Genomic DNA, 20,933 nt, shown 5'->3' with positions numbered 1-20,933 from the left:
GATGAAGGCCCTGATCTTTGCCGCCGGCCTGGGCGAGCGCATGCGTCCGCTCACCCTGCACACGCCCAAGCCGCTGCTGGCAGTGGCCGGCAAACCGCTGATCGTCTGGCACCTGGAACGCCTGGCGGCGCTGGGCGTACGCGAGGTGGTGGTCAACACCGCGTGGCTGGCCGAGCAGTTCCCGACCACGCTGGGCGATGGCAGCCAGTGGGGCCTGCGCCTGCACTTCGTGCACGAAGGCGCTACGCCGCTGGAAACCGGCGGCGGCATCCTCAATGCCCTGCCGCAGCTGGGTGATGCACCGTTCCTGGTAGTGAACGGGGATATCTGGACCGATTTCGATTTCGCCGCGCTGCCGCGCGAGCCGCAGGGCCAGGCGCACCTGGTGCTGGTGGACAACCCGGCGCAGCACCCGCAGGGCGATTACCGGCTGGATGCGCAGGGCCTGCTGCATCACGACCGTGCCGGGCCGTGCCTGACCTATGCCGGCATCGGTGTGTACCGCCCATCAATCGTGGCCGACTGGCGTGCGGTGATCGGCGACGCGCCGGGCAGCGAACGGGTGCCGCCGAAGTTCTCGGTGGTTCCACTGCAGAAGCATTTCATGGCCCAAGGTCTGATGACGGGGCAGCACCATCGCGGGCGCTGGACCGACGTCGGTACGGTCGATCGCCTGCGCGCGCTGGACGCGGAGTTGGTCGCCAACGGCTGAGCCCCTCGTGGCTGGTCGCCTGGTGCGTTGGGATCACTGACGTCTGGCCGGGCGGATGGGCTGCGCAGGGGACGCTGCAAGTACGTCCTTGTAAGCTCGTAGGCGCCATCCATGGCGCCTGCGCCCCTGCGCAACCCATTCGCCCGGCCACGGACAATTCCCGTGGGCGTCCAGCCACGGAAAAGAAAAAGAAAAGCAAAAGCGGGTCGCTTTGCTGCGCTCGCTCGTCTGTGTCGACCAAGGTCGACACCTACCAACAGCAGCCGGGAGCTGTCAGAGGCGGGGCGGTGTGGGCTTGCAGGACCGCAGGCGCCATGGACGGGTTTACGGCGTGTCCTGCAAGCCCACACCGCCCCGCATCCCCCAGGAAGCCAGCTGTTGCACTTGATCTTCAGCGGGTGCAGGGCAGCAGCCCTGCAAAAAAACCCCCAACCTCAGTACCGCGGGCGGCCTTCTTCCAGCACCTGGCGCAGGAACGGCACCGTGATCCTGCGCTTGGCCGCCAGCGATTCGCGGTCCAGCCAGTCCAGCAGGGTAATCAACCCACCCAGCTCTCGCCCGGTGTGCGACAGCAGCCACTCGATGGCCGCCTCATCAATGGCCAGCCCGCGCCGCAGCGCGCGCTCGCGCAGCACCGCCGCGCGGCCCTCTTCGTCCAGCGGCTGCAGCAGCACGCGCACGCACTGGCCCAACCGCGAACGCAGGTCCGGCAGCAGCAAGCCCAGCTCACCCGGCGCCGCCTGCGCGGTGTACAGCACCGTCGCCCCGGCCGCGCGCGCACGGTTGTGGAAATCGAACAGCGCCACCTCGTCCTCGCGGTCGCCGGCCACCGCATCCAGGCCATCCAGGGCGATCAACTCGCGCTGTTCCAGCCCCTCCAGCGCCACCCGCACCCGCCCCGCCACGCTGGCCAGCGGCACGTAGGTCGGCAGCCGGCCCGCCTGTTCGGCGGTCGAACACATGGCCAGCGCCTGGTGGGTCTTGCCGGTGCCGGCCGCGCCTTCCAGGTACACCCAATCGTGGCTGGCGCCCAGCGCGATCGCACGCAGCTGCGCCAGCGCGCCATCCGGCGCGCCGATGAAGGTTTCCAGACGCTGGTCCCGCGGGTAATGCAGGGCCAGCGGAAGTTGCGGCACACCAATCACCTGGGGTCCGGGCCGTTCTCGTAAGGGGTGACGATGATATGGGGCGCATCGACCACGCCATCAAGCACGATGGACGGCTTCTCGCCCGCGTACAGCTCGCTCTGGCGGTAGCGCTGGTGGGCATAGCGCAGCAGCACGTTGCTCACCGCCGCCACCGGCAGTGCCAGCAGCATGCCCAGGAAGCCGAACAGCTGGCCACCGGCCATCACCGCGAAGATCACCGCCACCGGGTGCAGGCCGATCTTGTCGCCCACGATGCGCGGGGTCAGCACGTAGCTTTCCAGCAGCTGGCCCACGGTGAACACCACGCCCACCAGCAGCAACAGCTTCAGGTCGATGCCCTGCGCCTGCACCAGCGCGGCCACCACCGCCATCACGATGCCGGTGGTCGCGCCCAGGTAGGGAATGAAGCTGATCAGGCCCGCCACCAGGCCGATCAGCAGGCCCAGCTTCAGCCCGACCAGCGACAGGCCGGCGGCGTAGATCACGCCCAGCGCCACCATCACCAGGAACTGGCCGCGGATGAACGCCCCCAGCACGTCGTTGGATTCGCGCGCCAGGTTGCTGATGGTGCCGATGTGGTTGCGCGGAATGACCGAAGCAACGCGCTCGACCAGCTTGTCCCAGTCACGCAGGAAGTAGAACGCCAGGATCGGCAGCAGTGCCAGGTTCACCACCCAGGTCACCACGGTGAAGCCCGAGCGCGAGACGTAGCCCATGAACGTGGTGGCAAAGCCGCCGGCCTGCTGCCAATGGCTGCGCACCCATTCGATCAGGCGGTCCGGGTCCATCCACTGCATCACTTCCAGGCCGGTCTTCTGCTCGAACCAGGGAATGCCCTTCTGCATCAGCCACGCCTGCGCCTGCGGCACGGCCGCCACCAGGGTGGTGATCTGCCGCTCGATCATCGGCACCAGCACCAGCATCAGCCCGGTGATCAGCAGGACCATCGCCACGAACACCAGCACCACGCCGGTGTTGCGCGACAGGCCACGGGCCTCCAGCCGATCCACCAGCGGGTCGCCCAGCCAGGCCAGCGCCAGGGCCAGCACGAACGGGGTCAGGATGGGGGCCAGCAGCCACACCACCCAGCCCACCATCAGGGCCACGGCCACGTACTTCAGCCGCCGCAGGAACTGCGCGATTTCCGCCTCCGGGCTCAGGATCATCGCAGGCGGTACTCGTTGCTGACCGGCGGTGCCACCGGCGCACCGGTGCTGTCATCGAGCGGGGTAGGCAGCGCCGGCAGCGTGGCCGAGGGCACCAGCACGCCGTTGTCGCCCAGCATGCGGTTGAAGCCGGCCAGGCCGGTGGTCATTTCCAGGTTCAGTTCCAGATGGTCGGCGGTGGCGCGCAGCGGGGTGACATTGCGCACCACCGGCACCTCGCGCAGGCCCGCGGCCAGCCGCAGGTAATCATCGCTGCCGTTGATGCCGGTCACTACCACGCGGTAGCTGCCGGCCTGGCCGGTGGCCGCGCCCGCCTTGGCGTAGCGCTTCACCAGCGCATCGGCGGCGCCGTCGGCACCGGCGGCCATCGCGCGCATGGCGTTGGCGTCCTTGCTGGTCCACTTGTTCAGTTCACGGCCGTTGTCCACGAACACCCAGTCGGCCTGCCAGCCGCCGTTGGCGCGGTACAGCTTGCCGATCAGCTGCATGGGCGGGGCGTAGCGCGACGACGCGCGGGCCACGGCGGCGCTGTCCTGGCGCCAGATGGCCCCCACCAGCGCCTGTTCGGCCGCGCCACCGCTGGGCAGGCCCAGCTTGTAGCCGCGCTCGATGGCGCGGTTCAGCAGCGGGCGGGCGGCGTTGGCCTGCTGCACGCTGACCAGGCGCGGGCCGCTGCCATCGTCCACGGCCATCCAGACCACCGGCTTGGGCCGCGGCTGCGGCCACAGCGGCAGGCCCAGGGCCGAGACCAGTGCGTCCACATCGTCTTCGCGGAAGCGCGCGACCAGCAGGGTGCGGTAGCTGGGGGCGCCGCTGGCACCCACGCTCTGGTCCTGCTTGTAGTCATAGCTGGCCACGTAGTCCTTGGCGTTGCGCAGCGCCTGCGCCACGCCGGGGCGGCTCATTGCGCTGCGGTCGCCGGACAGCTTGCCCAGCACCACGCCCAGGGCACGGGCGAGGCCGCCATTGCGGTCGCCCTCGGCCTGGCTGTTGACCGGGACTTCGGCTTCATAGGCACCGCTGGCGGTAGCAACATCGCCTTCGGTTCGCAGGCCGCTCTGGGCCATCGTGGCCACCGGCAGGCTCAGGGCCAGAAGCAGGGGGAGAAACAGGCTGCGGCGCATCAGGACATCCATTGGCTCGACGTATCCGGGGGGAATTGTTGCCCGAATACGGCCTGTGCGCCAATCCGGCCTGTTAAAATCGCCCGTTCAACCCCTGCCAGCGCCGACGCCCGTGACCAACACCCCGTCTTCCGCCCCTTCCCCCCTTACCTACCGTGATGCGGGTGTCGACATCGACGCCGGCAACGAGCTGGTCGAGCGGATCAAGCCCCTGGTCAAGCGCAGCTTCCGCCCGGAAGTGATGGGCGGCCTGGGCGGCTTCGGCGCCCTGTTCGACCTGTCCAACAAGTACCGCGAACCGGTACTGGTGTCGGGCACCGACGGCGTGGGCACCAAGCTGAAGCTGGCCCACCAGCTGAACCGCCACGATACGATCGGCATCGACCTGGTGGCCATGTGCGTGAACGACGTGCTGGTGCAGGGCGCCGAACCGCTGTTCTTCCTCGATTACTTCGCCACCGGCAAGCTGGACATCGACACCGCCGCTGCGGTGGTGGGCGGCATTGCCAACGGCTGCACCGAAGCCGGCTGCGCGCTGATCGGCGGCGAAACCGCTGAAATGCCCGACATGTATGCCCCGGGCGAATACGATCTGGCCGGCTTCACCGTGGCCGCCGTGGAAAAGAGCGAACTGAAGGATGGCGCCAGCGTGGCCGCCGGCGACGTGCTGATCGGCATCGCCTCCTCCGGCCCGCACTCCAACGGCTATTCGCTGGTGCGCCGCATCTATGACCGCGCCGGCCAGCCGGCTGACCTGGTGCTGGAGGATGGCGTAAAGCTGGTCGATGCGCTGATGGCGCCGACCCGCCTGTACGTGAAGCCGATCCTGTCGCTGCTGAAGTCGCATGGCGAGGCGATCCACGGCATGGCCCACATCACCGGTGGCGGCCTGACCGAGAACATCATCCGCGTGGTGCCCGAAGGCCTGGGCCTGGACATCCAGGCCTCGTCGTGGACCCTGCCACCGGTGTTCCAGTGGCTGCAGAAGGAAGGCGCCGTGGTGGACAGCGAAATGTGGCGCACCTTCAACTGCGGCATCGGCTTCGTGCTGATCGTAGCCCCCGACCAGGTCGCCGCCGTTTCCGCGGCCGTGCAGGCACAGGGCCTGCAGCACTGGACCATCGGCCAGGTCACCCCCGCTGCCGGCGCAGAACGCGTCCGCATCGGCTGATCCGGCACGCAGGAGCCCGCATGGACGCATTGCCCCCTACCGCCAACGACCTGCCCCCGCCGGCGCCCGCCCCCGCGGCGCCGCTGCTCACCGCCGAGGACAGCAACCACCTGCGGCTGCTGTCGATCTTCCACTACGTGGTGGCGGGGCTGGCGGCAGTGTTCGCGCTGATCTTCGTGTTCCACATCGTGATGGGCGTGCTGATGCTCAACGGCACCCTGCCGATGAACTCCAACGGCCAGCCCACCTCGCTGCAGGAACAGCGCTTCATGGGCTGGATGTTCATCGTCATGGGCGGCGGCATCGTGTCCTGCGGCCTGGCGCTGGCGGCGTGCATCGCCTGGGCCGGGCGCTGCCTGCAGCAGCGCCGCCGCTATCTGCTGTGCCTGGTGGTGGCCGGCGTGTCCTGCCTGTTCACCCCGTTCGGCACCGTGCTGGGCGTCTTCACCCTGATCGTGCTGCTGCGGCCGCAGGTGAAGGCCGCCTTCGAAGCCAACGCCCCCACCCGCCGCTGAGACCGCCATGGCCGCCGTACCGCCCCCGCTGAACGCTCCCCGTGGCTGGACCGACATCCAGATCAACGGCCACCTGCATACGCTGAAGATCCTGTTCTACGTCTATGGCGGCGTGCAGGTGCTGCTGAGCCTGCTGCTCCTGCTGGGCGCGGTGGGCGGCTACGTAAGCGAAAGCCGCAGCACCGACCCGAATGCCTCGCCGCTGCTGCTGGCAGTGATATTTGCGGGCTTCGCCGTGGTCATCGGCGCGTTCGCCGTGCTCAGCCTGGTGGCCGCGCGCGCACTGGGTGGCCGGCAGCGGCGCACCCTCTGCCTGGTCGCATCCGGCGCCGCCTGCCTGGGCGGCGCGCTGGGCATCGGTCTGGGCGTGTACGCCCTGGTGGTGCTGCTGCGCCCGGACGTGTCTGCACGGTTCGTCGCTCCCGGTAGCGCCGTCGTCGCATGACCGCACGCATTGCCGTACTTGCCTCGGGCCGGGGCAGCAACCTGCAGGCCATCCTGGACGCCATCGCCGCGGGCCGGCTGGACGCGCAGGTGGTGGCGGTGCTGTCGGACAAGCCCGACGCCGCCGCGCTGCTGAACGTGGCGCCGGCGCAGCGCTGGGCGCGTTCGCCCAAGGACTTCACCGACCGCGCCGCGTTCGATGCCGCACTAGGCGATGCCCTGGCAGCGTCCGCACCGGACTGGATCGTCTGCGCCGGCTACATGCGCATCCTTGGCGCCGATTTCGTACAGCGCTTCAGTGGCCGCCTGGTCAACATCCACCCCTCGCTGCTACCGCTGTACAAGGGCCTGCACACCCATGCCCGGGCGCTGGAAGCGGGCGATGCCGAAGCCGGGGCCAGCGTGCACTTCGTGGTGCCCGAGCTGGACGCCGGCGCGGTGCTGGCCCAGGCGCGGGTGCCGGTGCTGGCCGGCGATGACGCGCAGACCCTGGCCACGCGGGTGCTGGCGGTCGAACACCCGCTGCTGATCGCCACCCTGTCGCTGCTGTGCCAGGGGCGCCTGGCTGAACGGCAGGGACAGCCGCAGTTCGACGGTCACCCCCTGTTTAGCCCACTGGCCCTAGATTCCGCCGGGAACCTGAACCGGTAACGCCCGTGCACACGCCCTGCTGACTGCGGGGCTGGCATCCTGCCCCCTCCTGCGGTTCCTGCCCGCCATGAAGACCACGCCGTTGTTGCGCAAATTCCTGCTGCTGCCGATTGCTGTGCTCGCCTGCGCGGCCTGGGGACAGGCCACGCCCCCGGATGCGCCTGTCGCCGTACCCGCCGCGCCGGCGGTGCCCATGCCGCCCGCACTGGCCTGGGAACCGCCGCCGCTGCAGCCGTTCAGCGCCACCTACCAGGCCTTCTACAAGGGCAAGGAGGCCGGCGATGCCACCATGCAGGTCACCCACACCGGCGGCAACCAGTGGCGGGTGGACATGCAGGTGGTCGGCCGTCGCGGCTTTGCCAGCGTGCTGGGGCTGAACATCGAACAGAGCACCGTGTTCGAGGAACGCGCCGGCGCCTATGCACCGCTCAGCCAGAGCACGGTGCGCAAGGGCCTGTTCCTGGGCAAGAAGGCGGTGGGCACCTACAACTGGCAGGCCGGCACCGCGCAGTGGAGCGGCGATGTGAAGAAAGACCGCGCCCAGCCCATTCCGCTGCAGGCCGGTGACCAGAGTGCCCTGCTGATCAACCTGGCAATCATGCGCGACGCCCGCCCGGGCGCGACCATGCATTACCGCTATGTCGACATGGGCCGGGTGCGCCAGCACGACTACCAGGCCGCCGCCGAAACCGAGAACGTGGCCGTCGGCGATCTGTCCTACAACGCGCTGCGGGTGTTCCGCACCAACGGCGGCAGCAACGAAACCATTCTCTGGATCGCCAACGGTGTCCCCACGCCGGTGCGCATCCTGCAACGCGAAGATGGCGAGGACCGCGTGGACCTGCGCCTGATCGAATACCAAGGAGTGTGAGCATGAAGACCCTGACCCGCCCCCTGACCTGGATCGCCGCGGCCGCGCTGTCGGTGGCCAGCCTGCCGGCCATGGCGCTGCAGCCGTTCAAGGCGGACTACCTGGCCAGCTACATGGGCATGCAGGCCAACGGCACCATGACCCTGGCCAGCGAAGGCGCCAACAAGTGGCGCTACAGCCTGAACGTGAAGAACCAACTGGCCGACCTGAGCCAGAGCACGGTGTTCGAGGAAGTGCGCGGGCAGCTGCGTCCGCTCAGCAGCCAGGACCGTTCGGCGCTGTTGGTGAAGAAGCGCAACGTGCAGGCCAACTACAACTGGAGCAGCAACCAGGCCACCTGGACCGGCGATATCAAGCCCGACCGCGCCGGCCCCATCGCGCTGAAGGCCGGCGACATGGATGCACTGCTGATCAACCTGGCCATCGCCCGTGACCTCGCCGCCGGCAAGCCGCTGACCTACCGCATGGTGGACGAAGGCCGCATCAAGAACATGACCTACAAGATCGTGGGCAAGGAGGCGGTGACCGTGGGCGGCAAGAGCTACCAGGCCACCAAGGTCTCGCGCGTGGACGGCAACAAGGAACTGATCGCCTGGATCGTGCCGGAATTCCCGGTGCCGGCGCGCATGCTGCAGAAGGAAAGCGGCCGCGACGCGCTGGACCTGACCATCAAGGCGATGAATTGACCGCCTTGGGGTCGGATCGCGGGCTCTGGTAGTGGCCAACCTTGGTTGGCGGCCTGCATCCACGCATGGCGTGGATCTACCGACCCCGGACCCCACACAGAAAAACGCCCGCTTGCGCGGGCGTTTTCTTATTTCTTTTCCTCGGCCGCGGCCGGCTTGAACTCAGTGCGGCAGTCCACGCGGATCTGCTCACCGGTGCCGCGCCAGACGAACGTGCGGCAGTGCCGGTTGCCGTCCTGGCTGTCATTCACCGCCACCGCGTAGAACGACTGGATGATCTCGTCACGGGTCACCGTGCCGTCACCGTTCCAGTCCATGTCCTTCTGCTCGATGCCCTTGGTGATGGCCAGGTTGGCGTACCAGGCATAACCCAGCCACGCCAGGGCCAGCAGCACCAGCGCCAGCAGCGCCTTGCGGCGGCGGGTGAACCTGCCGCGCAGGATCATGCGGTCACGCGCCGGATGGTGGCGCCCAGCGAAGACAGCTTCTCTTCGATGTTTTCGTAGCCGCGGTCCAGGTGGTAGATACGGTCGATGGTGGTATCGCCAGCGGCCATCAGGCCGGCCAGGATCAGCGACGCAGATGCACGCAGGTCGGTGGCCATCACCGGCGCACCGCTCAGGCGCTCGGCACCGCGCACGATGGCGGTGTGGCCTTCGATCTGGATGTCCGCGCCCAGGCGCAGCAGTTCGTTGACGTGCATGAAACGGTTCTCGAAGATCGTTTCATTGATGACGCCCACGCCGTCGGCCACGCAGTTCAAGGCCATGAACTGGGCCTGCATGTCGGTCGGGAACGCCGGGTACGGCGCGGTGGTCAGGTTCACTGCCTTCGGCCGCTTGCCCTGCATGTCCAGGGTGATCGAATCCTCGGTGGTCTCGATCTTCGCACCGGCTTCCACCAGCTTGGACAGCACCGCATCCATGGTGTTGGGGCGCGCACGGTTCACCGTCACCTTGCCGCCGGTCATCGCCGCGGCCACCAGGAAGGTGCCGGTCTCGATGCGGTCGGGCAGCACTTCGTGGCGGCCACCGGTCAGGCGCTCGACGCCTTCGATCACCAGGCGGGCAGTGCCCACGCCTTCGATCTTCGCGCCCAGGGCGATCAGGCAGTGCGCCAGGTCGGTCACTTCCGGTTCCATCGCGGCGTTGTCCAGGATGGTGGTGCCTTCAGCCAGCACGGCCGCCATCAGCACGTTCTCGGTGCCGGTCACGCTGACCATGTCGAAGGTGAAGTGGCCGCCCTTCAGGCGCTTGGCGGTGGCCTTGATGAAGCCGTTCTCCACCACGATGTCCGCACCCAGCGCCTGCAGGCCCTTGATGTGCTGGTCCACCGGGCGCGAACCGATCGCGCAGCCACCCGGCAGCGACACTTCGGCAGCGCCGAAGCGGGCCAGCAGCGGGCCCAGCACCAGGATCGAGGCGCGCATGGTCTTGACCAGCTCATACGGTGCCACGTGCTGGTTCACCGAACGCGGGTCGACCACGATCGCGCTGCCGCGCGACAGCGTGCCCTGGTCGATGGTGACCTTGGCGCCCAGCTCGCCCAGCAGCTTCACCGTGGTGACCACATCGTGCAGGTGCGGCACGTTGGTGATCTCCACCGGCTCGTCGGCCAGCAGGGTTGCACAGAGGATGGGGAGGACGGCGTTCTTGGCGCCGGAGATGCTCACTTCACCGTGCAGCGCAGCGCCGCCGGTCACAACGATCTTGGCCATGTATAGGGAATCTTCTGCGGTTCAGCCGGCTTCGGCCGGGGTCACGGTTTTCAGCGCCAACGCGTGGATCGCGCCGCCCATCAGGTCGCCCAGGGTGGCATAGACCATCCGGTGGCGGGCCAGCGGCATCTTGCCGGCGAAGGCCTCGCTGACCACGGTCGCTTCGAAGTGCACGCCGTCGTCGCCACGCACGTCGGCGCGGGCGCCGGGCAGGCCGGTTTCGATCAGGTTGCGGATGGTGTCGGCGTCCAACGGGCTTTCCTAATAAAATGAGCCCTCATTCTACTTCCGCTGCGTGGCGTCCGCATGGCCGAGTCCCCCCTGCCCTCCCGTTCCGTCGATCCCGCTGCCCTGGTGGCCAGTGGCCAGCGCGTGTTCGAGATCGAACAGCAGGCCCTGCAGGCCGTGGCCGGGCGCCTGGGCGAGGCCTTCCAGCAGGCCTGCCAGACCATCCTGGGCAGCCGCGGGCGCGTGGTCGCCACCGGCATGGGCAAATCCGGGCATGTCGCGCGCAAGATCGCCGCCACCCTGGCCTCCACCGGCACCCCGGCGTTCTACGTGCACCCGGGTGAAGCCGGCCACGGCGACCTGGGCATGATCACCGAGGACGATGTGGTGCTGGCCCTGTCCTATTCAGGCGAATCGGACGAGATCCTGATGCTGCTGCCGGTGCTCAAGCGTCAGGGCAACACCCTGATCGCCATGACCGGCCGCGCCCAGTCCAGCCTGGCCAGCGCCGCCGACATCCACCTGGACGTGAGCGTACCGGCCGAAGCGTGCCCGCTGGCCCTGGCACCCACCTCCAGCACCACCGCCTCGCTGGTGATGGGCGATGCGCTGGCCGTGGCGCTGCTGGACGCGCGCGGCTTCACCGCCGACGACTTCGCCCGTTCGCACCCGGCCGGCAGTCTGGGCCGCCGCCTGCTGCTGCACATCACCGATGTGATGCACAGCGGCGAGGACCTGCCCAAGGTGGACGCCGACGCCAGCCTGAGCGAAGCCCTGATGGAGATGAGTCGCAAGCGGCTGGGAATGACCGCCGTGGTCGATGCCCAGGGCGTGCTGATCGGTCTGTTCACCGACGGCGACCTGCGCCGCGCACTGGACAGCGCGCTGGACGTGCGCACCGCCCGCATCGCCGACATCATGACCCGCAGCCCGCGCACCATCGGTGCCGACCAGCTGGCCGTGGAAGCGGCGCGCCTGATGGAAACCCACAAGATCAACGGTCTGATCGTGGTCGATGACCAGGGCCGGGCCGTCGGCGCGCTGAACATTCATGACCTGTTGCGGGCCCGGGTGGTTTAACCAATAGTCCGTAGACCCCATTCAGATACCAACACCGAGTCCGACACCTGATGCCCTGGTCCCCCCTGCCCGCCTTCCCTGCCCATCTGCTTGCCACCGCGGCCCGCATCCGCCTGGCCTGCTTCGACGTGGACGGTACCCTCACCGACGGTCGGCTGTACTACGACAAGGACGGCAACGAGAGCAAGGCGTACTTCGTGCAGGATGGTCTGGGCCTGAAACTGCTGCAGCAGCACGGTATCCACCCCGTGCTCATCACCGCGCGCAACAGCCAGTCCGCGCTCAAGCGCGGCGCCGACCTGGGCATCGACACCCAGATCGCCGTGGGCGACAAGCTGGCCAGCGTGCAGGCCTTGTGCGCCCAGCATGGCGTCGGCCTGGACCAGGTGGCCTTCATGGGCGACGACCTGCCCGACCTGGCCCCGATCGGCGCGGTCGGCCTGGCCGTGGCCCCGGCCAACGCGCACCCGTGGATCGCCGAACGCGCCCACTGGCAGACCCGTAGCGAGGGCGGCCGTGGTGCCGCGCGCGAGCTGTGTGACGTGCTGCTGGCCGCGCAGGGCCATGTGGACGCCGTGCTGGCCAGGTTCGGCGCATGAATACCGTACGCGTGAACTGGCGTACCGTGCTCGGCGTCGGCCTGCTGCTGGCGGCGCTGCTGAGCAGCTGGGCGGCCCTGCGCAACCGCGACAAGGGCCCGGCGAGCGAAGGACAGGACACGGGCGTGGATTACATCCTGCACGATTTCCAGATCGTGGCCCTGGACGACCAGGGCAAGGAATCGACCACCCTGCGCGCGCCCCTGCTGGAACGCCAGCGCGGCGACCAGACCATCAACATCGCCACGCCGCTGTTTGAAATGCCCGATGCCGAAGGCCGGCACTGGACGCTGCGCGCCGAAACCGGCTGGCTCAGCGCCAAGGGCGATGAGATGAAGCTGCGCGGCAACGTGGCCGGCGACAGCCCGGTCGCGCCCGGCGTGGTGCCCACCACCTTCCGCACCGACCACCTGGACGTGTTCCCGAAGGAAAACCGTGCGCGCACCGACGCGCGGGTCACCATGACCCGCCCGGGCATGGAACAGTCCGGCGTGGGCTTTGAAGTGGATTCGAAGAACAACACGTATCATTTCCTCAGCCAGTCCAAGGGCCGCTACACGCCCAAGCGCTGATTCCGCCGCCGGCCCGCAACGTCTTCCCGACAGGCGCAGGGCCAGCAGCACCCACCCGGCCGCCCGGTTATCCCCGGGCGCCTCCCACCGGTAGAACGGACCCCGATGAAGATTCCCTTTGCAGCCGTGCTCGCGCTTGGTCTTCTTGTCCCCAGCGCCGCCTTCGCCAAATCCAGCGACCGCAACGAAGACATGCACATCGACGCCGGTGCGCAGTCCGGTTCGCTGACCGGCGACGGCAAGACCACCCTGTCGCAGGGCGTGGTGATCACCCAGGGCACCCTGGACCTGCGCTCGGCCCAGGCCGAGATCTACATGAAGGACGGCGAAGCGGTACGCGCCGTGTTCACCGGCAAGCAGGCCAAGATGAAGCAGCAGCTGGATGACGGCACCTGGGTCGATGCGGTTGCCGACAACATCGACTACGACGTCAAGAGCGATACCGTCACCCTGACCGGCAACTACAAGGTCACCAGCGCGCGCGGCACCAACGCCGGCCAGCGCATGGTCTACAACATGAAGAGCGGCGAGATGAATTCCGGCGGCGACGGCAGCCGCGTGCGCACGGTCATTCCGCCCAAGAACAAGACGCCGGCTGCGCCGGCCGGGAGCAAGAAGTAATGCTCGTCGCCAAGGGCCTGCGCAAGCGCTACAAGCAGCGCGAAGTGGTCAAGGATTTCGGCCTGACCCTGGACGCCGGTGAAGTGGTGGGCCTGCTCGGCCCCAACGGCGCGGGTAAGACCACCTGCTTCTACATGATCGTGGGCCTGGTCGCGGCCGATGCCGGCAGCATCGTGCTGGACGGCCAGGACATCACCGACGACCCCATGTATACCCGTGCCAAGCAGGGCGTGGGCTACCTGCCGCAGGAACCGTCGGTGTTCCGCAAGCTGACCGTGGCCGACAACCTGCGCCTGGTACTGGAACTGCGCGACGACCTGGATTCGGCCGGCCGCGAGCGCGAACTGAACAGCCTGCTGGACGAACTGCAGCTGGGCCATGTGTCCGAACAGCTGGGCGCCAGCCTGTCCGGCGGCGAGCGCCGCCGCTGCGAGATCGCCCGCGCGCTGGCTGCCAAGCCGCGCCTGATCCTGTTGGATGAACCGTTCGCCGGCGTCGACCCGATCTCGGTGGGTGAAATCCAGCGCATCGTCACCCACCTGAAGCAGCGTGGCATCGGCGTGCTCATCACCGACCACAATGTGCGCGAAACCTTGGGAATCTGCGACCGCGCGTATATCCTCGCAGAGGGCACCGTGCTGGCCCAGGGCTCGCCCGAGGCGATCCTGGACAACGCAGACGTGCGTCGCGTCTACCTTGGAGATTCCTTCAAGCTGTAAGGCGGCCGCCGGGCCCACTCCCCTCCGTTCGGCACAGGCATGAAGACTCGGCTGCAGACATCGTTGGGACAGCACCTGGTGCTGACACCGCAGCTGCAGCAGGCGATCAAGCTGCTGCAGATGTCCAGCACCGAGCTGGAGCTGGAAATCGCCCAGGCGGTGGAAAGCAACCCGTTGCTGGACTGGGCCGAAGGCGATGATGCGGCCGCGGGCAGCGAACAGGACGGCGGCGCCGACAACGAAGCGCCGCCCACCGCCGATGCCAGCGAGAACGGCGGCGACGACTGGGCGCCGGCGGAACTGGACTGGAGCAGTGCCGGCAGCAGCGGCAGCTTCGACGACGATGACGACACCGGCAGCGCCGCCGAGCGCGTGGCCGAAACCGAAACACTGGCCGACCACCTGCTGTGGCAGCTGCATCTTTCGCACCTGTCGCTGCGCGATCGCAGCATCGGCGCGGCCCTGATCGATGCGCTGGAAGACGATGGTTACCTGCGCGAACCGCTGGCCACCATCGCCGAAACCCTGTTGCCGGCCATCCATGCCGGCGAAGATGAAATCCTCACCGTGCTGCACCAGATCCAGCGCTTCGATCCGGTGGGCGTGGCCGCACGTTCGCTGGGCGAATGCCTGCAGCTGCAGCTTGCGGTGCTGCCGACCGACACGCCCGGCCAGGCGCTGGCCCGGCAGATTGCCGCCGGCCCGCTGGAACGGCTGCCGCGCAGCGGCGTGGTCGGCATCGCACAGGAACTGAAACAACCGCTGGCCGAGGTCGAGACCGCCGTGGCCCTGCTGCGCTCGCTCGACCCCCGCCCTGGCACGCAGATCGCCCCGCTTTCGCAGGATACCTACGTGGTGCCCGATGTAGTGGTGTGGCGGCAGGGCGGTGTGTGGCGCGCGGCGCTGGCCGCCCATGCCGGGCCCAAAGTGATGATCCACCGCGGCTACGAACAGATGATCCGCCGCTGTGGTGATGCCGATGCCGGCTATCTGCGCAGCCAACTGCAGGAAGCGCGCTGGTTGTTGAAGGGCCTGCAGGCCCGTGGCGAAACCCTGCTGCGCGTGGTGCGCTGCCTGATCCAGCAGCAGGCCGGCTTCCTTGAATTCGGCGAACAGGCGCTGCGGCCACTGACCCTGCGCGAGATCGCCGGCGAACTCGGCCTGCACGAATCCACCGTCTCGCGCGCCATCGCCCGCAAGCACGTACGCACGCCGCGTGGCACCCTGCCGCTGCGTGCCTTCTTTGCCTCCGGCATCGACACCGACGGCGGTGGCGAGGCGTCCAGCACCGCCATCCAGGCCATGATCCGGCGCCTGATCGATGACGAGAACCCGCGCAAGCCGCTTTCTGACGCCAAGCTGGCTGACCTGTTGAAAACGTCGGGAATCCCGGTAGCGCGCCGCACCGTAGCGAAGTATCGTGAGGCCATGAACATCTCCGCCTCGCACGAAAGGGTCAGAATCGCTTGACGCGCCGCCGCGCCCGGCGGAGAGGTTCATTGGCACATCCGAACACAGGAGAAACCCGATGCGCATCGAAACGTTTGGCAAAGATGTCGAAGTCACCCCGGCCCTGCAGTCCTATGTGGAGGACAAGCTGGCCCGGATCGGCAAGCACTTCGACCAGCACTGCGAAGCGCGGGTAACCCTCAAGCTGCAGAAGACCGAACACCACGTCGACGCCAGCCTCAATATTCCCGGCCAGACCCTGCATGCCGAGGCCAACGGCCAGACCATGTACGCCGCGATCGATCTGCTGGCGGACAAGCTTGACCGCCTGGTGATCAAGCACAAGGAGAAAAAACAGCAGCACGCACCGCTGCCGGTGGGCGACAATGGCGGCTGATCGCCACCGTTCCCCGCAGACATGCCCCTGACTGACCTTCTGGCGGCCGTGCAGACCCAGCTCTGCACGGCCACCGACCGCGACAGCGTCCTGCAGACCGCCGCCGGCCTGCTCGCCTGCCGCCAGGCCAATGCCGAGCAGATCTACCAGAACCTGTGCCAGCGCGAAGCGTTGGGCAGCACCTGCATCGGCGAGGGCATCGCCATTCCGCACGGGCGCGCGCCCGCGCTGGACCGGCCCCGCGGCGCCCTGCTGCGGCTGGCCACCCCCATCGATTTCGGCGGCGACGCCCCGGTGGACCTGGTGTTCGCCATGGCCGTGCCCGCCCACTACACCCACCAGCACCTGATGCTGCTGTCCGAGCTGGCCGAACTGTTCTCTTCGCCGGCCATCCGCCAGGCCCTGCGCGAGGCCGGCGACGCGCGCGGCCTGCGCCAGGCCCTGGACCTTCCCCCTTCGGCGAGCGCCGCATGAATACCAGCATCACCGCACGTGAACTGTTCGAACAGCAGCGCGAGCGGCTGGCACTGCGCTGGGTTGCCGGCCAGTCCGGCGAGAAGCGCGAACTGGAAGCCGGCAACACGGTGTCCCGGCGCCCCTCGCTAGCCGGTTACCTCAATGCGATCTACCCGAACAAGGTGCAGATCCTGGGCACCGAGGAACTGTCCTGGCTGGACGCGCTGGAACCGCGGCAGCGCTGGGAAACGATCGAAAAGATCATGCATTCGCACCCGCTTGCGCTGGTCATCACCCGCAACCAGCCCTGCCCGGAAGACCTGCGCGCGGCCGCCGATGAATCCGGCACCCCGCTGTGGGTGTCGCCCAAGCGCGGCCATGAACTGCTGAACCACCTGTCCTACCACCTGGCACGCACGCTGGCACCACGGGTGATCCTGCATGGCGTGTTCATGGAAATCTATTCGATCGGCGTGCTGATCACCGGCGAGGCCGGTTCGGGCAAGAGTGAACTGGCGCTGGAGCTGCTCAGCCGCGGCCACCGCCTGGTGGCCGACGATGCCCCCGAATTCACCCAGATCGCCCCGGACGTGCTCGATGGCACCTGCCCCGAGCTGCTGCAGGACCTGCTGGAAGTGCGCGGCCTGGGCGTGCTGAACGTGCGCGAGATGTTCGGTGATACGGCGGTAAAGAAGAACAAGTACCTTCGCCTGATCGTGCACCTGACCAAGCCGATGACCGAGCCCACCCCGCATGGCTACGAACGCCTGACCGGCGATTCCGGTACCCGCCATGTGCTGGACCTGGACGTGCCGCTGATCACCCTGCCGGTGATGCCCGGCCGCAATCTGTCGGTGCTGACCGAGGCGGCCACCCGGCTGCACATTCTACGTACCAAGGGTATCGACCCGGCGGCGATGTTCATCGCCCGCCACAGCAACCTGCTGGAACGGCGAACACCCTGAGCCCACTGCAAAGAGCCTGTCCATGAGCACCGCCTCCCCCACCGCCCCGACCCTGATCATCGTCAGCGGCCTGTCCGGCTCGGGTAAATCCGTCGCCCTGAAGACCTTCGAGGACCAGGACTACTACTGTTCGGACAACCTGCCGATCCGGCTGCTGCCGGATTTCGTACGCAGCGTGCTGGACAACCACGACGGCGCAGCGCCGCGGCGGCTGGCGGTCGGCATCGACGTGCGCGGGCAGAGCGACCTGAGCCAGCTGTCCGATTGGCGCCAGCAGGCCACCGATGCGGGCGTGCAGGTGAAGGTGCTGTTCTTCGAGGCCAGCGACGAAACCATGCTCAAGCGTTACGCCGACACGCGCCGGCGCCATCCGCTGAGCCAGCTGGGACTTTCGCTGCCGGAAGCGATCGCCCGCGAGCGCGAACTGGTGGCCCCGCTGGGCCATGAGGCCGATGCCGTGGTCGATACCAGCGCCCTGAACGTGCACCAGCTGCGTCGCCGCATCATCACCGAATTCGCGCTGGGCCATGCCACGCGCCTGTCACTGCTGTTTGAATCGTTCGCCTACAAGCGCGGCGTGCCGGCCGAGGCCGACTTCGTGTTCGATGCACGCGTGCTGCCCAACCCGCACTGGGACCCGGACCTGCGCGCCCTGAGCGGCCGCGAGCCGGGCGTGCGCGATTACCTGGAAGCGCAGCCGGACGTGCAGCGCTACCTGGCCCAGCTGATGGACTTCCTGGATACCTGGCTGCCGAAGCTGGGCGATGGCACGCGCAGCTACGTGACCGTGGCCTTCGGCTGCACCGGCGGCAAGCACCGCTCGGTGTTCCTGGCCGAGCGCATGGCCCGGCACGCCCGCGAAATGGGCTGGGACGACGTGGCGACTTATCACCGCGAACAGGATTGACGAGGGCGGGCCCCTGCGCTGCTGGTAGGTGTCGACCTTGGTCGACACGTCGCGCGCCGTCGGTAGGTGTCGACCTTGGTCGACACGTTGGGGTCAGAGCCCTTTTCCCGTGGAAAAGGGATCCGACCCCAGCAACACTGAATACGGGACACAGTGCCCCTCTCCTGCTGCTATCGCCCGTTCACCCTGACCTGTTAACGTGCAGTAATGACCTGTGGCATTCTCCTCGTAACACACCCCGGGGTCGGGACCGCCCTGCTTGACGTGGCGACCCGGCTCCTGCGGCAATTGCCGCTGAAAACCGAAGCTTTCGAAGTACCGTTCGACGCAGACCTGGATGCCCTTCTCCCGCTCGCCTCGGCTGCCTTGCGCCGGGTCGATGGTGGCGAAGGCGTGCTGATCCTGACCGACCTGTACGGTGCCAGCCCTGCCAACCTTGCCGGGCAGCTGGCCCGGCTGGGAACCCCGGTTCGCCGGGTGTCGGCGCTGAGCCTGCCGATGTTGCTGCGGGTGATGAATTATCCGGAACAGGCACTGGATCAACTGCCCGCCACTGCGGCGGCGGGCACCCGCAATGGAGCGATAGTCGACGATGCTTGAACGAGAACTCACAGTCAGCAACCGCCTGGGCCTGCATGCCCGGGCCACCGCCAAGCTGGTGCAGACCCTGGCGCCCTTCCGCTGCAACGTGACCATGGCCGCCAAGGGCCGTGAGATCAACGCCAAGAGCATCATGGGCGTCATGCTGCTGGCCGCCGGCCAGGGCACGCCGGTCACCATCCGCATCACCGGCGAAGACGAGGCGGCTGCCATGGACGCGGTGGTTGACCTGTTCGAGCGCCGCTTCGACGAGGACAGCTGAGCGTGCCGCGCGCACGTGCCGGGCAACTGCCTTCCGGCCAACGGCCGGTGCAGCTGTTGTCCGGCCACGGCGCCGCACGCGGCACCGCGCTGGGCCGCGCGCGCGTGCGCCTGCCGCATGCGCTGGAAGTCGCCGAACAGCGCGTGGCCCCGCAGCAGGTACCGGCCGAGCTGGCCCGCCTGCACCGCGCCGTGGAAGCGGCGCGCACCGAAATGCACGACCTGCGCCAGCGCCTGCACGGCGCGCTGAACCAGGAAGTTGGCGAATTCCTGGACCTGCATGCGCTGCTGCTGGATGACCCGGAGCTGCTGTTCGGGCTGGACGAACTGATCCGCAGCGGTCCCTACAGCGCCGGCTACGCACTGCGCCTGCAGCGCGACCGCCTGGCCAAGGTCTTCGATGGCATGGACGATGCCTACCTGAAGAGCCGCATGGACGACCTGGACCATGTGATCGGCCGTATCCACGCCTTCCTGCAACCCGACCGCGCGCCGGTGGTGAAAGGCCTGGCCGGGGAAATCCTGGTCTGCGACAACATCGCACCGTCCGAACTGGCCCAGCTGCAGGCCCAGGGCGTGGTCGGCATTGTCACCGCCGCCGGCAGCGCGCTGTCGCACAGCGCGATCCTGGCCCGCAGCCTGCACCTGCCGCTGATCGTGAACGTGCCGCAGGTGCTGGGCCGGGTGGCCGACGGCGATGTGCTGATCATCGACGGCGCCGACGGCAGCATCACCGTGAACCCGCAGGCCGACAACCTGCGCGATTACCGCGTACGGCTGAAGGAGCACGCGCGCGAGCAGCGCGAACTCGGCCGCCTGCGCAGCAAGCCCAGCCGCACCCGTGACCAGGTCGATATCGCCCTGCTGGCCAATGCCGAATCGCTGGAAGACGTGACCCAGGCGCACGCGTTGGGCGCGCAGGGGCTGGGCCTGTACCGCACTGAATTCCTGTTCCTGCAGCGCAACGAACTGCCCGACGAAGAAGAACAGTTCCAGACCTACCGCGATGCCGCCCTGGGCATGAGCGGGCGTCCGGTCACCATCCGCACCCTGGACCTGGGCGCGGACAAGGCCGACCGTACCGGCCTGACCCTCAGCAACGAGGAGAACCCGGCGCTGGGCCTGCGCGGCGTGCGCCTGTCGCTGGCCCGGCCGAAGGTGTCCGACACCCAGCTGCGCGCGATCCTGCGCGCCTCGGCCTACGGCAAGCTGCGCGTGCTGATCCCCATGGTCAGCACCCGCGAGGAACTGCTGGCGGTGCGTCGGCGCCTGCTGAAGCTGGCCGAACAACTGCGCGCCGAAGGCCATGCGGTGGCCGACCATGTGCCGTTGGGGGCGATGATCGAAGTGCCCGCCGCCGCGCTGGCGCTGGAGAGCTTCATCGACCTGGTGGATTTCCTGTCGATCGGCACCAACGATCTGGTGCAGTACCTGCTGGCCGCCGACCGCAACAACGAAGCGCTGGGCGAGTTGTACTCGCCGCTGCATCCGGCGGTGGTACGCCTGCTGCAGCTGGTGATCGACACCGGCGCACGCCATCGCATTCCAGTGGCAGTGTGCGGCGAGATCGCCGGCGACGCACGCATGACGCCGCTGCTGCTGGCACTGGGCCTGACCGAGTTCAGCCTGCACCCCGGCACCCTGCTGGAAGTGCGCCGCGCGATCCGCGAAAGCGACCTGGCCACCCTGCGCGCGCGCGCACCGAAGCTGCTGGCCGCGCGCGATCGCCGTGGCATCGAACGCTGGCTGGCCCTGGTGGCCGACGCGGTCTGAGCACCGGAGGGGTCAGATCCCTTTCCAAGGGCTCTGACCCCGTCTCCGTCATCGGGGTAGGCGTTGAAACATCGGCTTGCGATAATGACGCGCTGAACACC

General features: G+C 68.1%; 26 protein-coding genes. 20 read left to right on the top strand and 6 right to left on the bottom strand.

Features of this window, described 5'->3' with window-relative positions; translation table 11 throughout:
• Nucleotide 1: 1 nt before the first annotated feature.
• Nucleotides 2-712, top strand: a complete 711-nt coding sequence (murU, locus tag C1922_RS05380) for an N-acetylmuramate alpha-1-phosphate uridylyltransferase MurU (protein ID WP_108748820.1) — start codon at nt 2-4, stop codon at nt 710-712.
• A gap of 434 nt (nt 713-1,146) precedes the next feature.
• Here murU and hda read toward each other — a convergent pair whose 3' ends face one another.
• The 3 genes from hda to C1922_RS05365 are packed head-to-tail and all read right to left on the bottom strand — an operon-like array spanning nt 1,147 to nt 4,150.
• The gene (gene hda, locus C1922_RS05375; RefSeq protein WP_108751488.1) at nt 1,147-1,854 is read right to left on the bottom strand and encodes a DnaA regulatory inactivator Hda; all 708 of its coding nucleotides are present in this window, start codon (nt 1,852-1,854) and stop codon (nt 1,147-1,149) included.
• A complete protein-coding gene (locus tag C1922_RS05370; protein ID WP_108748819.1) occupies nt 1,854-3,026 on the bottom strand; it encodes an AI-2E family transporter in 1,173 nt (390 codons plus the stop codon). Before C1922_RS05370 ends, hda begins: the two co-directional genes overlap by 1 nt.
• Nucleotides 3,023-4,150, bottom strand: coding sequence for a DUF2066 domain-containing protein (locus tag C1922_RS05365; protein WP_234412305.1), 1,128 nt, complete (start codon nt 4,148-4,150; stop codon nt 3,023-3,025). Before C1922_RS05365 ends, C1922_RS05370 begins: the two co-directional genes overlap by 4 nt.
• Before the next feature lie 112 nt (nt 4,151-4,262).
• Here C1922_RS05365 and purM point away from each other — a divergent pair, with 112 nt between their 5' ends.
• From purM to C1922_RS05335, 6 genes are all read left to right on the top strand, one after another.
• Entirely contained in the window at nt 4,263-5,321 is a 1,059-nt protein-coding gene (gene purM, locus C1922_RS05360) for a phosphoribosylformylglycinamidine cyclo-ligase (protein ID WP_108748817.1), read from the top strand.
• Nucleotides 5,322-5,341: 20 nt separating this feature from the next.
• Nucleotides 5,342-5,836 (top strand): hypothetical protein, encoded by a 495-nt coding sequence (locus C1922_RS05355; protein WP_108748816.1) that lies wholly within the window; start codon nt 5,342-5,344, stop codon nt 5,834-5,836.
• Nucleotides 5,837-5,843: 7 nt separating this feature from the next.
• Nucleotides 5,844-6,281 carry a hypothetical protein gene (locus tag C1922_RS05350; protein ID WP_108748815.1) on the top strand — a complete coding sequence of 146 codons (438 nt, stop codon included), beginning with the start codon at nt 5,844-5,846 and terminating at the stop codon, nt 6,279-6,281.
• Entirely contained in the window at nt 6,278-6,931 is a 654-nt protein-coding gene (gene purN / locus C1922_RS05345) for a phosphoribosylglycinamide formyltransferase (RefSeq protein WP_108748814.1), read from the top strand. The genes C1922_RS05350 and purN overlap by 4 nt, the downstream gene beginning before the upstream one ends.
• Before the next feature lie 67 nt (nt 6,932-6,998).
• The gene (locus C1922_RS05340) at nt 6,999-7,802 is read left to right on the top strand and encodes a DUF3108 domain-containing protein (protein WP_108748813.1); all 804 of its coding nucleotides are present in this window, start codon (nt 6,999-7,001) and stop codon (nt 7,800-7,802) included.
• Between the two features lie 2 nt (nt 7,803-7,804).
• Nucleotides 7,805-8,488, top strand: a complete 684-nt coding sequence (locus C1922_RS05335) for a DUF3108 domain-containing protein (protein ID WP_108748812.1) — start codon at nt 7,805-7,807, stop codon at nt 8,486-8,488.
• A 128-nt stretch (nt 8,489-8,616) separates the two neighbouring features.
• Here the strand turns inward: C1922_RS05335 and C1922_RS05330 are convergent, their stop codons facing one another.
• From C1922_RS05330 to C1922_RS05320, 3 genes are read right to left on the bottom strand one after another with little or no spacing between them, the layout of a single operon-like run.
• Complete coding sequence (locus tag C1922_RS05330) at nt 8,617-8,934, bottom strand: hypothetical protein (RefSeq protein WP_108748811.1); 318 nt, start codon at nt 8,932-8,934, stop codon at nt 8,617-8,619.
• On the bottom strand, nt 8,931-10,205 hold the full coding sequence (gene murA / locus C1922_RS05325; RefSeq protein ID WP_108748810.1) for a UDP-N-acetylglucosamine 1-carboxyvinyltransferase: 1,275 nt from the start codon (nt 10,203-10,205) through the stop codon (nt 8,931-8,933). Before murA ends, C1922_RS05330 begins: the two co-directional genes overlap by 4 nt.
• 21 nt (nt 10,206-10,226) lie before the next feature.
• Nucleotides 10,227-10,457, bottom strand: a complete 231-nt coding sequence (locus tag C1922_RS05320; protein WP_108748809.1) for a BolA family protein — start codon at nt 10,455-10,457, stop codon at nt 10,227-10,229.
• A 54-nt stretch (nt 10,458-10,511) separates the two neighbouring features.
• Here C1922_RS05320 and C1922_RS05315 point away from each other — a divergent pair, with 54 nt between their 5' ends.
• The 13 genes from C1922_RS05315 to ptsP all read left to right on the top strand — a co-directional run bounded on the left by C1922_RS05315 (nt 10,512) and on the right by ptsP (nt 20,832).
• Nucleotides 10,512-11,513 carry a KpsF/GutQ family sugar-phosphate isomerase gene (locus tag C1922_RS05315; protein ID WP_108748808.1) on the top strand — a complete coding sequence of 334 codons (1,002 nt, stop codon included), beginning with the start codon at nt 10,512-10,514 and terminating at the stop codon, nt 11,511-11,513.
• Nucleotides 11,514-11,563: 50 nt separating this feature from the next.
• Complete coding sequence (locus C1922_RS05310; protein WP_108748807.1) at nt 11,564-12,112, top strand: HAD hydrolase family protein; 549 nt, start codon at nt 11,564-11,566, stop codon at nt 12,110-12,112.
• Nucleotides 12,109-12,684: an LPS export ABC transporter periplasmic protein LptC gene (gene lptC, locus C1922_RS05305; protein WP_108748806.1), complete on the top strand. Its 576-nt coding sequence runs from the start codon at nt 12,109-12,111 to the stop codon at nt 12,682-12,684. Before C1922_RS05310 ends, lptC begins: the two co-directional genes overlap by 4 nt.
• 105 nt (nt 12,685-12,789) lie before the next feature.
• Nucleotides 12,790-13,305: a lipopolysaccharide transport periplasmic protein LptA gene (lptA, locus tag C1922_RS05300; protein ID WP_108748805.1), complete on the top strand. Its 516-nt coding sequence runs from the start codon at nt 12,790-12,792 to the stop codon at nt 13,303-13,305.
• Nucleotides 13,305-14,024, top strand: a complete 720-nt coding sequence (gene lptB, locus C1922_RS05295; RefSeq protein ID WP_108748804.1) for an LPS export ABC transporter ATP-binding protein — start codon at nt 13,305-13,307, stop codon at nt 14,022-14,024. Before lptA ends, lptB begins: the two co-directional genes overlap by 1 nt.
• A 39-nt stretch (nt 14,025-14,063) precedes the next feature.
• A complete protein-coding gene (locus C1922_RS05290; RefSeq protein ID WP_108748803.1) occupies nt 14,064-15,494 on the top strand; it encodes an RNA polymerase factor sigma-54 in 1,431 nt (476 codons plus the stop codon).
• A gap of 58 nt (nt 15,495-15,552) precedes the next feature.
• Entirely contained in the window at nt 15,553-15,870 is a 318-nt protein-coding gene (gene raiA, locus C1922_RS05285; RefSeq protein ID WP_108748802.1) for a ribosome-associated translation inhibitor RaiA, read from the top strand.
• A 21-nt stretch (nt 15,871-15,891) separates the two neighbouring features.
• Entirely contained in the window at nt 15,892-16,344 is a 453-nt protein-coding gene (locus C1922_RS05280; RefSeq protein ID WP_108748801.1) for a PTS sugar transporter subunit IIA, read from the top strand.
• Nucleotides 16,341-17,291, top strand: a complete 951-nt coding sequence (gene hprK / locus C1922_RS05275; RefSeq protein WP_108748800.1) for an HPr(Ser) kinase/phosphatase — start codon at nt 16,341-16,343, stop codon at nt 17,289-17,291. The genes C1922_RS05280 and hprK overlap by 4 nt, the downstream gene beginning before the upstream one ends.
• 22 nt (nt 17,292-17,313) lie before the next feature.
• Entirely contained in the window at nt 17,314-18,198 is an 885-nt protein-coding gene (gene rapZ, locus C1922_RS05270) for an RNase adapter RapZ (RefSeq protein WP_199912228.1), read from the top strand.
• A 207-nt stretch (nt 18,199-18,405) separates the two neighbouring features.
• On the top strand, nt 18,406-18,798 hold the full coding sequence (locus C1922_RS05265; protein ID WP_108748799.1) for a PTS fructose IIA subunit family protein: 393 nt from the start codon (nt 18,406-18,408) through the stop codon (nt 18,796-18,798).
• On the top strand, nt 18,791-19,060 hold the full coding sequence (locus tag C1922_RS05260; protein ID WP_108748798.1) for an HPr family phosphocarrier protein: 270 nt from the start codon (nt 18,791-18,793) through the stop codon (nt 19,058-19,060). Before C1922_RS05265 ends, C1922_RS05260 begins: the two co-directional genes overlap by 8 nt.
• 2 nt (nt 19,061-19,062) lie before the next feature.
• Nucleotides 19,063-20,832 (top strand): phosphoenolpyruvate--protein phosphotransferase, encoded by a 1,770-nt coding sequence (gene ptsP, locus C1922_RS05255; protein WP_108748797.1) that lies wholly within the window; start codon nt 19,063-19,065, stop codon nt 20,830-20,832.
• Nucleotides 20,833-20,933 lie beyond the last annotated feature (101 nt).

The organism is Stenotrophomonas sp. ZAC14D2_NAIMI4_7 (genome assembly GCF_003086675.1).
Classification (GTDB): Bacteria; Pseudomonadota; Gammaproteobacteria; order Xanthomonadales; family Xanthomonadaceae; genus Stenotrophomonas.
The sequence above is the reverse complement of the archived record's forward strand: the minus strand, read 5'-3'. Positions and strand labels throughout refer to the sequence as shown.

Excerpts from the sequence above, each read along its gene's own strand:
- murU (WP_108748820.1), top strand. The coding sequence starts at position 2 with ATGAAGGCCCTGATCTTTGCCGCCGGCCTGGGCGAGCGCATGCGTCCG.
- C1922_RS05370 (WP_108748819.1), bottom strand. The coding sequence starts at position 3,026 with ATGATCCTGAGCCCGGAGGCGGAAATCGCGCAGTTCCTGCGGCGGCTG.
- C1922_RS05365 (WP_234412305.1), bottom strand. The coding sequence starts at position 4,150 with ATGCGCCGCAGCCTGTTTCTCCCCCTGCTTCTGGCCCTGAGCCTGCCG.
- C1922_RS05355 (WP_108748816.1), top strand. The coding sequence starts at position 5,342 with ATGGACGCATTGCCCCCTACCGCCAACGACCTGCCCCCGCCGGCGCCC.
- C1922_RS05350 (WP_108748815.1), top strand. The coding sequence starts at position 5,844 with ATGGCCGCCGTACCGCCCCCGCTGAACGCTCCCCGTGGCTGGACCGAC.
- purN (WP_108748814.1), top strand. The coding sequence starts at position 6,278 with ATGACCGCACGCATTGCCGTACTTGCCTCGGGCCGGGGCAGCAACCTG.
- C1922_RS05340 (WP_108748813.1), top strand. The coding sequence starts at position 6,999 with ATGAAGACCACGCCGTTGTTGCGCAAATTCCTGCTGCTGCCGATTGCT.
- C1922_RS05335 (WP_108748812.1), top strand. The coding sequence starts at position 7,805 with ATGAAGACCCTGACCCGCCCCCTGACCTGGATCGCCGCGGCCGCGCTG.
- C1922_RS05330 (WP_108748811.1), bottom strand. The coding sequence starts at position 8,934 with ATGATCCTGCGCGGCAGGTTCACCCGCCGCCGCAAGGCGCTGCTGGCG.
- murA (WP_108748810.1), bottom strand. The coding sequence starts at position 10,205 with ATGGCCAAGATCGTTGTGACCGGCGGCGCTGCGCTGCACGGTGAAGTG.
- C1922_RS05315 (WP_108748808.1), top strand. The coding sequence starts at position 10,512 with ATGGCCGAGTCCCCCCTGCCCTCCCGTTCCGTCGATCCCGCTGCCCTG.
- C1922_RS05310 (WP_108748807.1), top strand. The coding sequence starts at position 11,564 with ATGCCCTGGTCCCCCCTGCCCGCCTTCCCTGCCCATCTGCTTGCCACC.
- lptC (WP_108748806.1), top strand. The coding sequence starts at position 12,109 with ATGAATACCGTACGCGTGAACTGGCGTACCGTGCTCGGCGTCGGCCTG.
- lptA (WP_108748805.1), top strand. The coding sequence starts at position 12,790 with ATGAAGATTCCCTTTGCAGCCGTGCTCGCGCTTGGTCTTCTTGTCCCC.
- lptB (WP_108748804.1), top strand. The coding sequence starts at position 13,305 with ATGCTCGTCGCCAAGGGCCTGCGCAAGCGCTACAAGCAGCGCGAAGTG.
- C1922_RS05290 (WP_108748803.1), top strand. The coding sequence starts at position 14,064 with ATGAAGACTCGGCTGCAGACATCGTTGGGACAGCACCTGGTGCTGACA.
- raiA (WP_108748802.1), top strand. The coding sequence starts at position 15,553 with ATGCGCATCGAAACGTTTGGCAAAGATGTCGAAGTCACCCCGGCCCTG.
- C1922_RS05280 (WP_108748801.1), top strand. The coding sequence starts at position 15,892 with ATGCCCCTGACTGACCTTCTGGCGGCCGTGCAGACCCAGCTCTGCACG.
- hprK (WP_108748800.1), top strand. The coding sequence starts at position 16,341 with ATGAATACCAGCATCACCGCACGTGAACTGTTCGAACAGCAGCGCGAG.
- rapZ (WP_199912228.1), top strand. The coding sequence starts at position 17,314 with ATGAGCACCGCCTCCCCCACCGCCCCGACCCTGATCATCGTCAGCGGC.
- C1922_RS05265 (WP_108748799.1), top strand. The coding sequence starts at position 18,406 with ATGACCTGTGGCATTCTCCTCGTAACACACCCCGGGGTCGGGACCGCC.
- C1922_RS05260 (WP_108748798.1), top strand. The coding sequence starts at position 18,791 with ATGCTTGAACGAGAACTCACAGTCAGCAACCGCCTGGGCCTGCATGCC.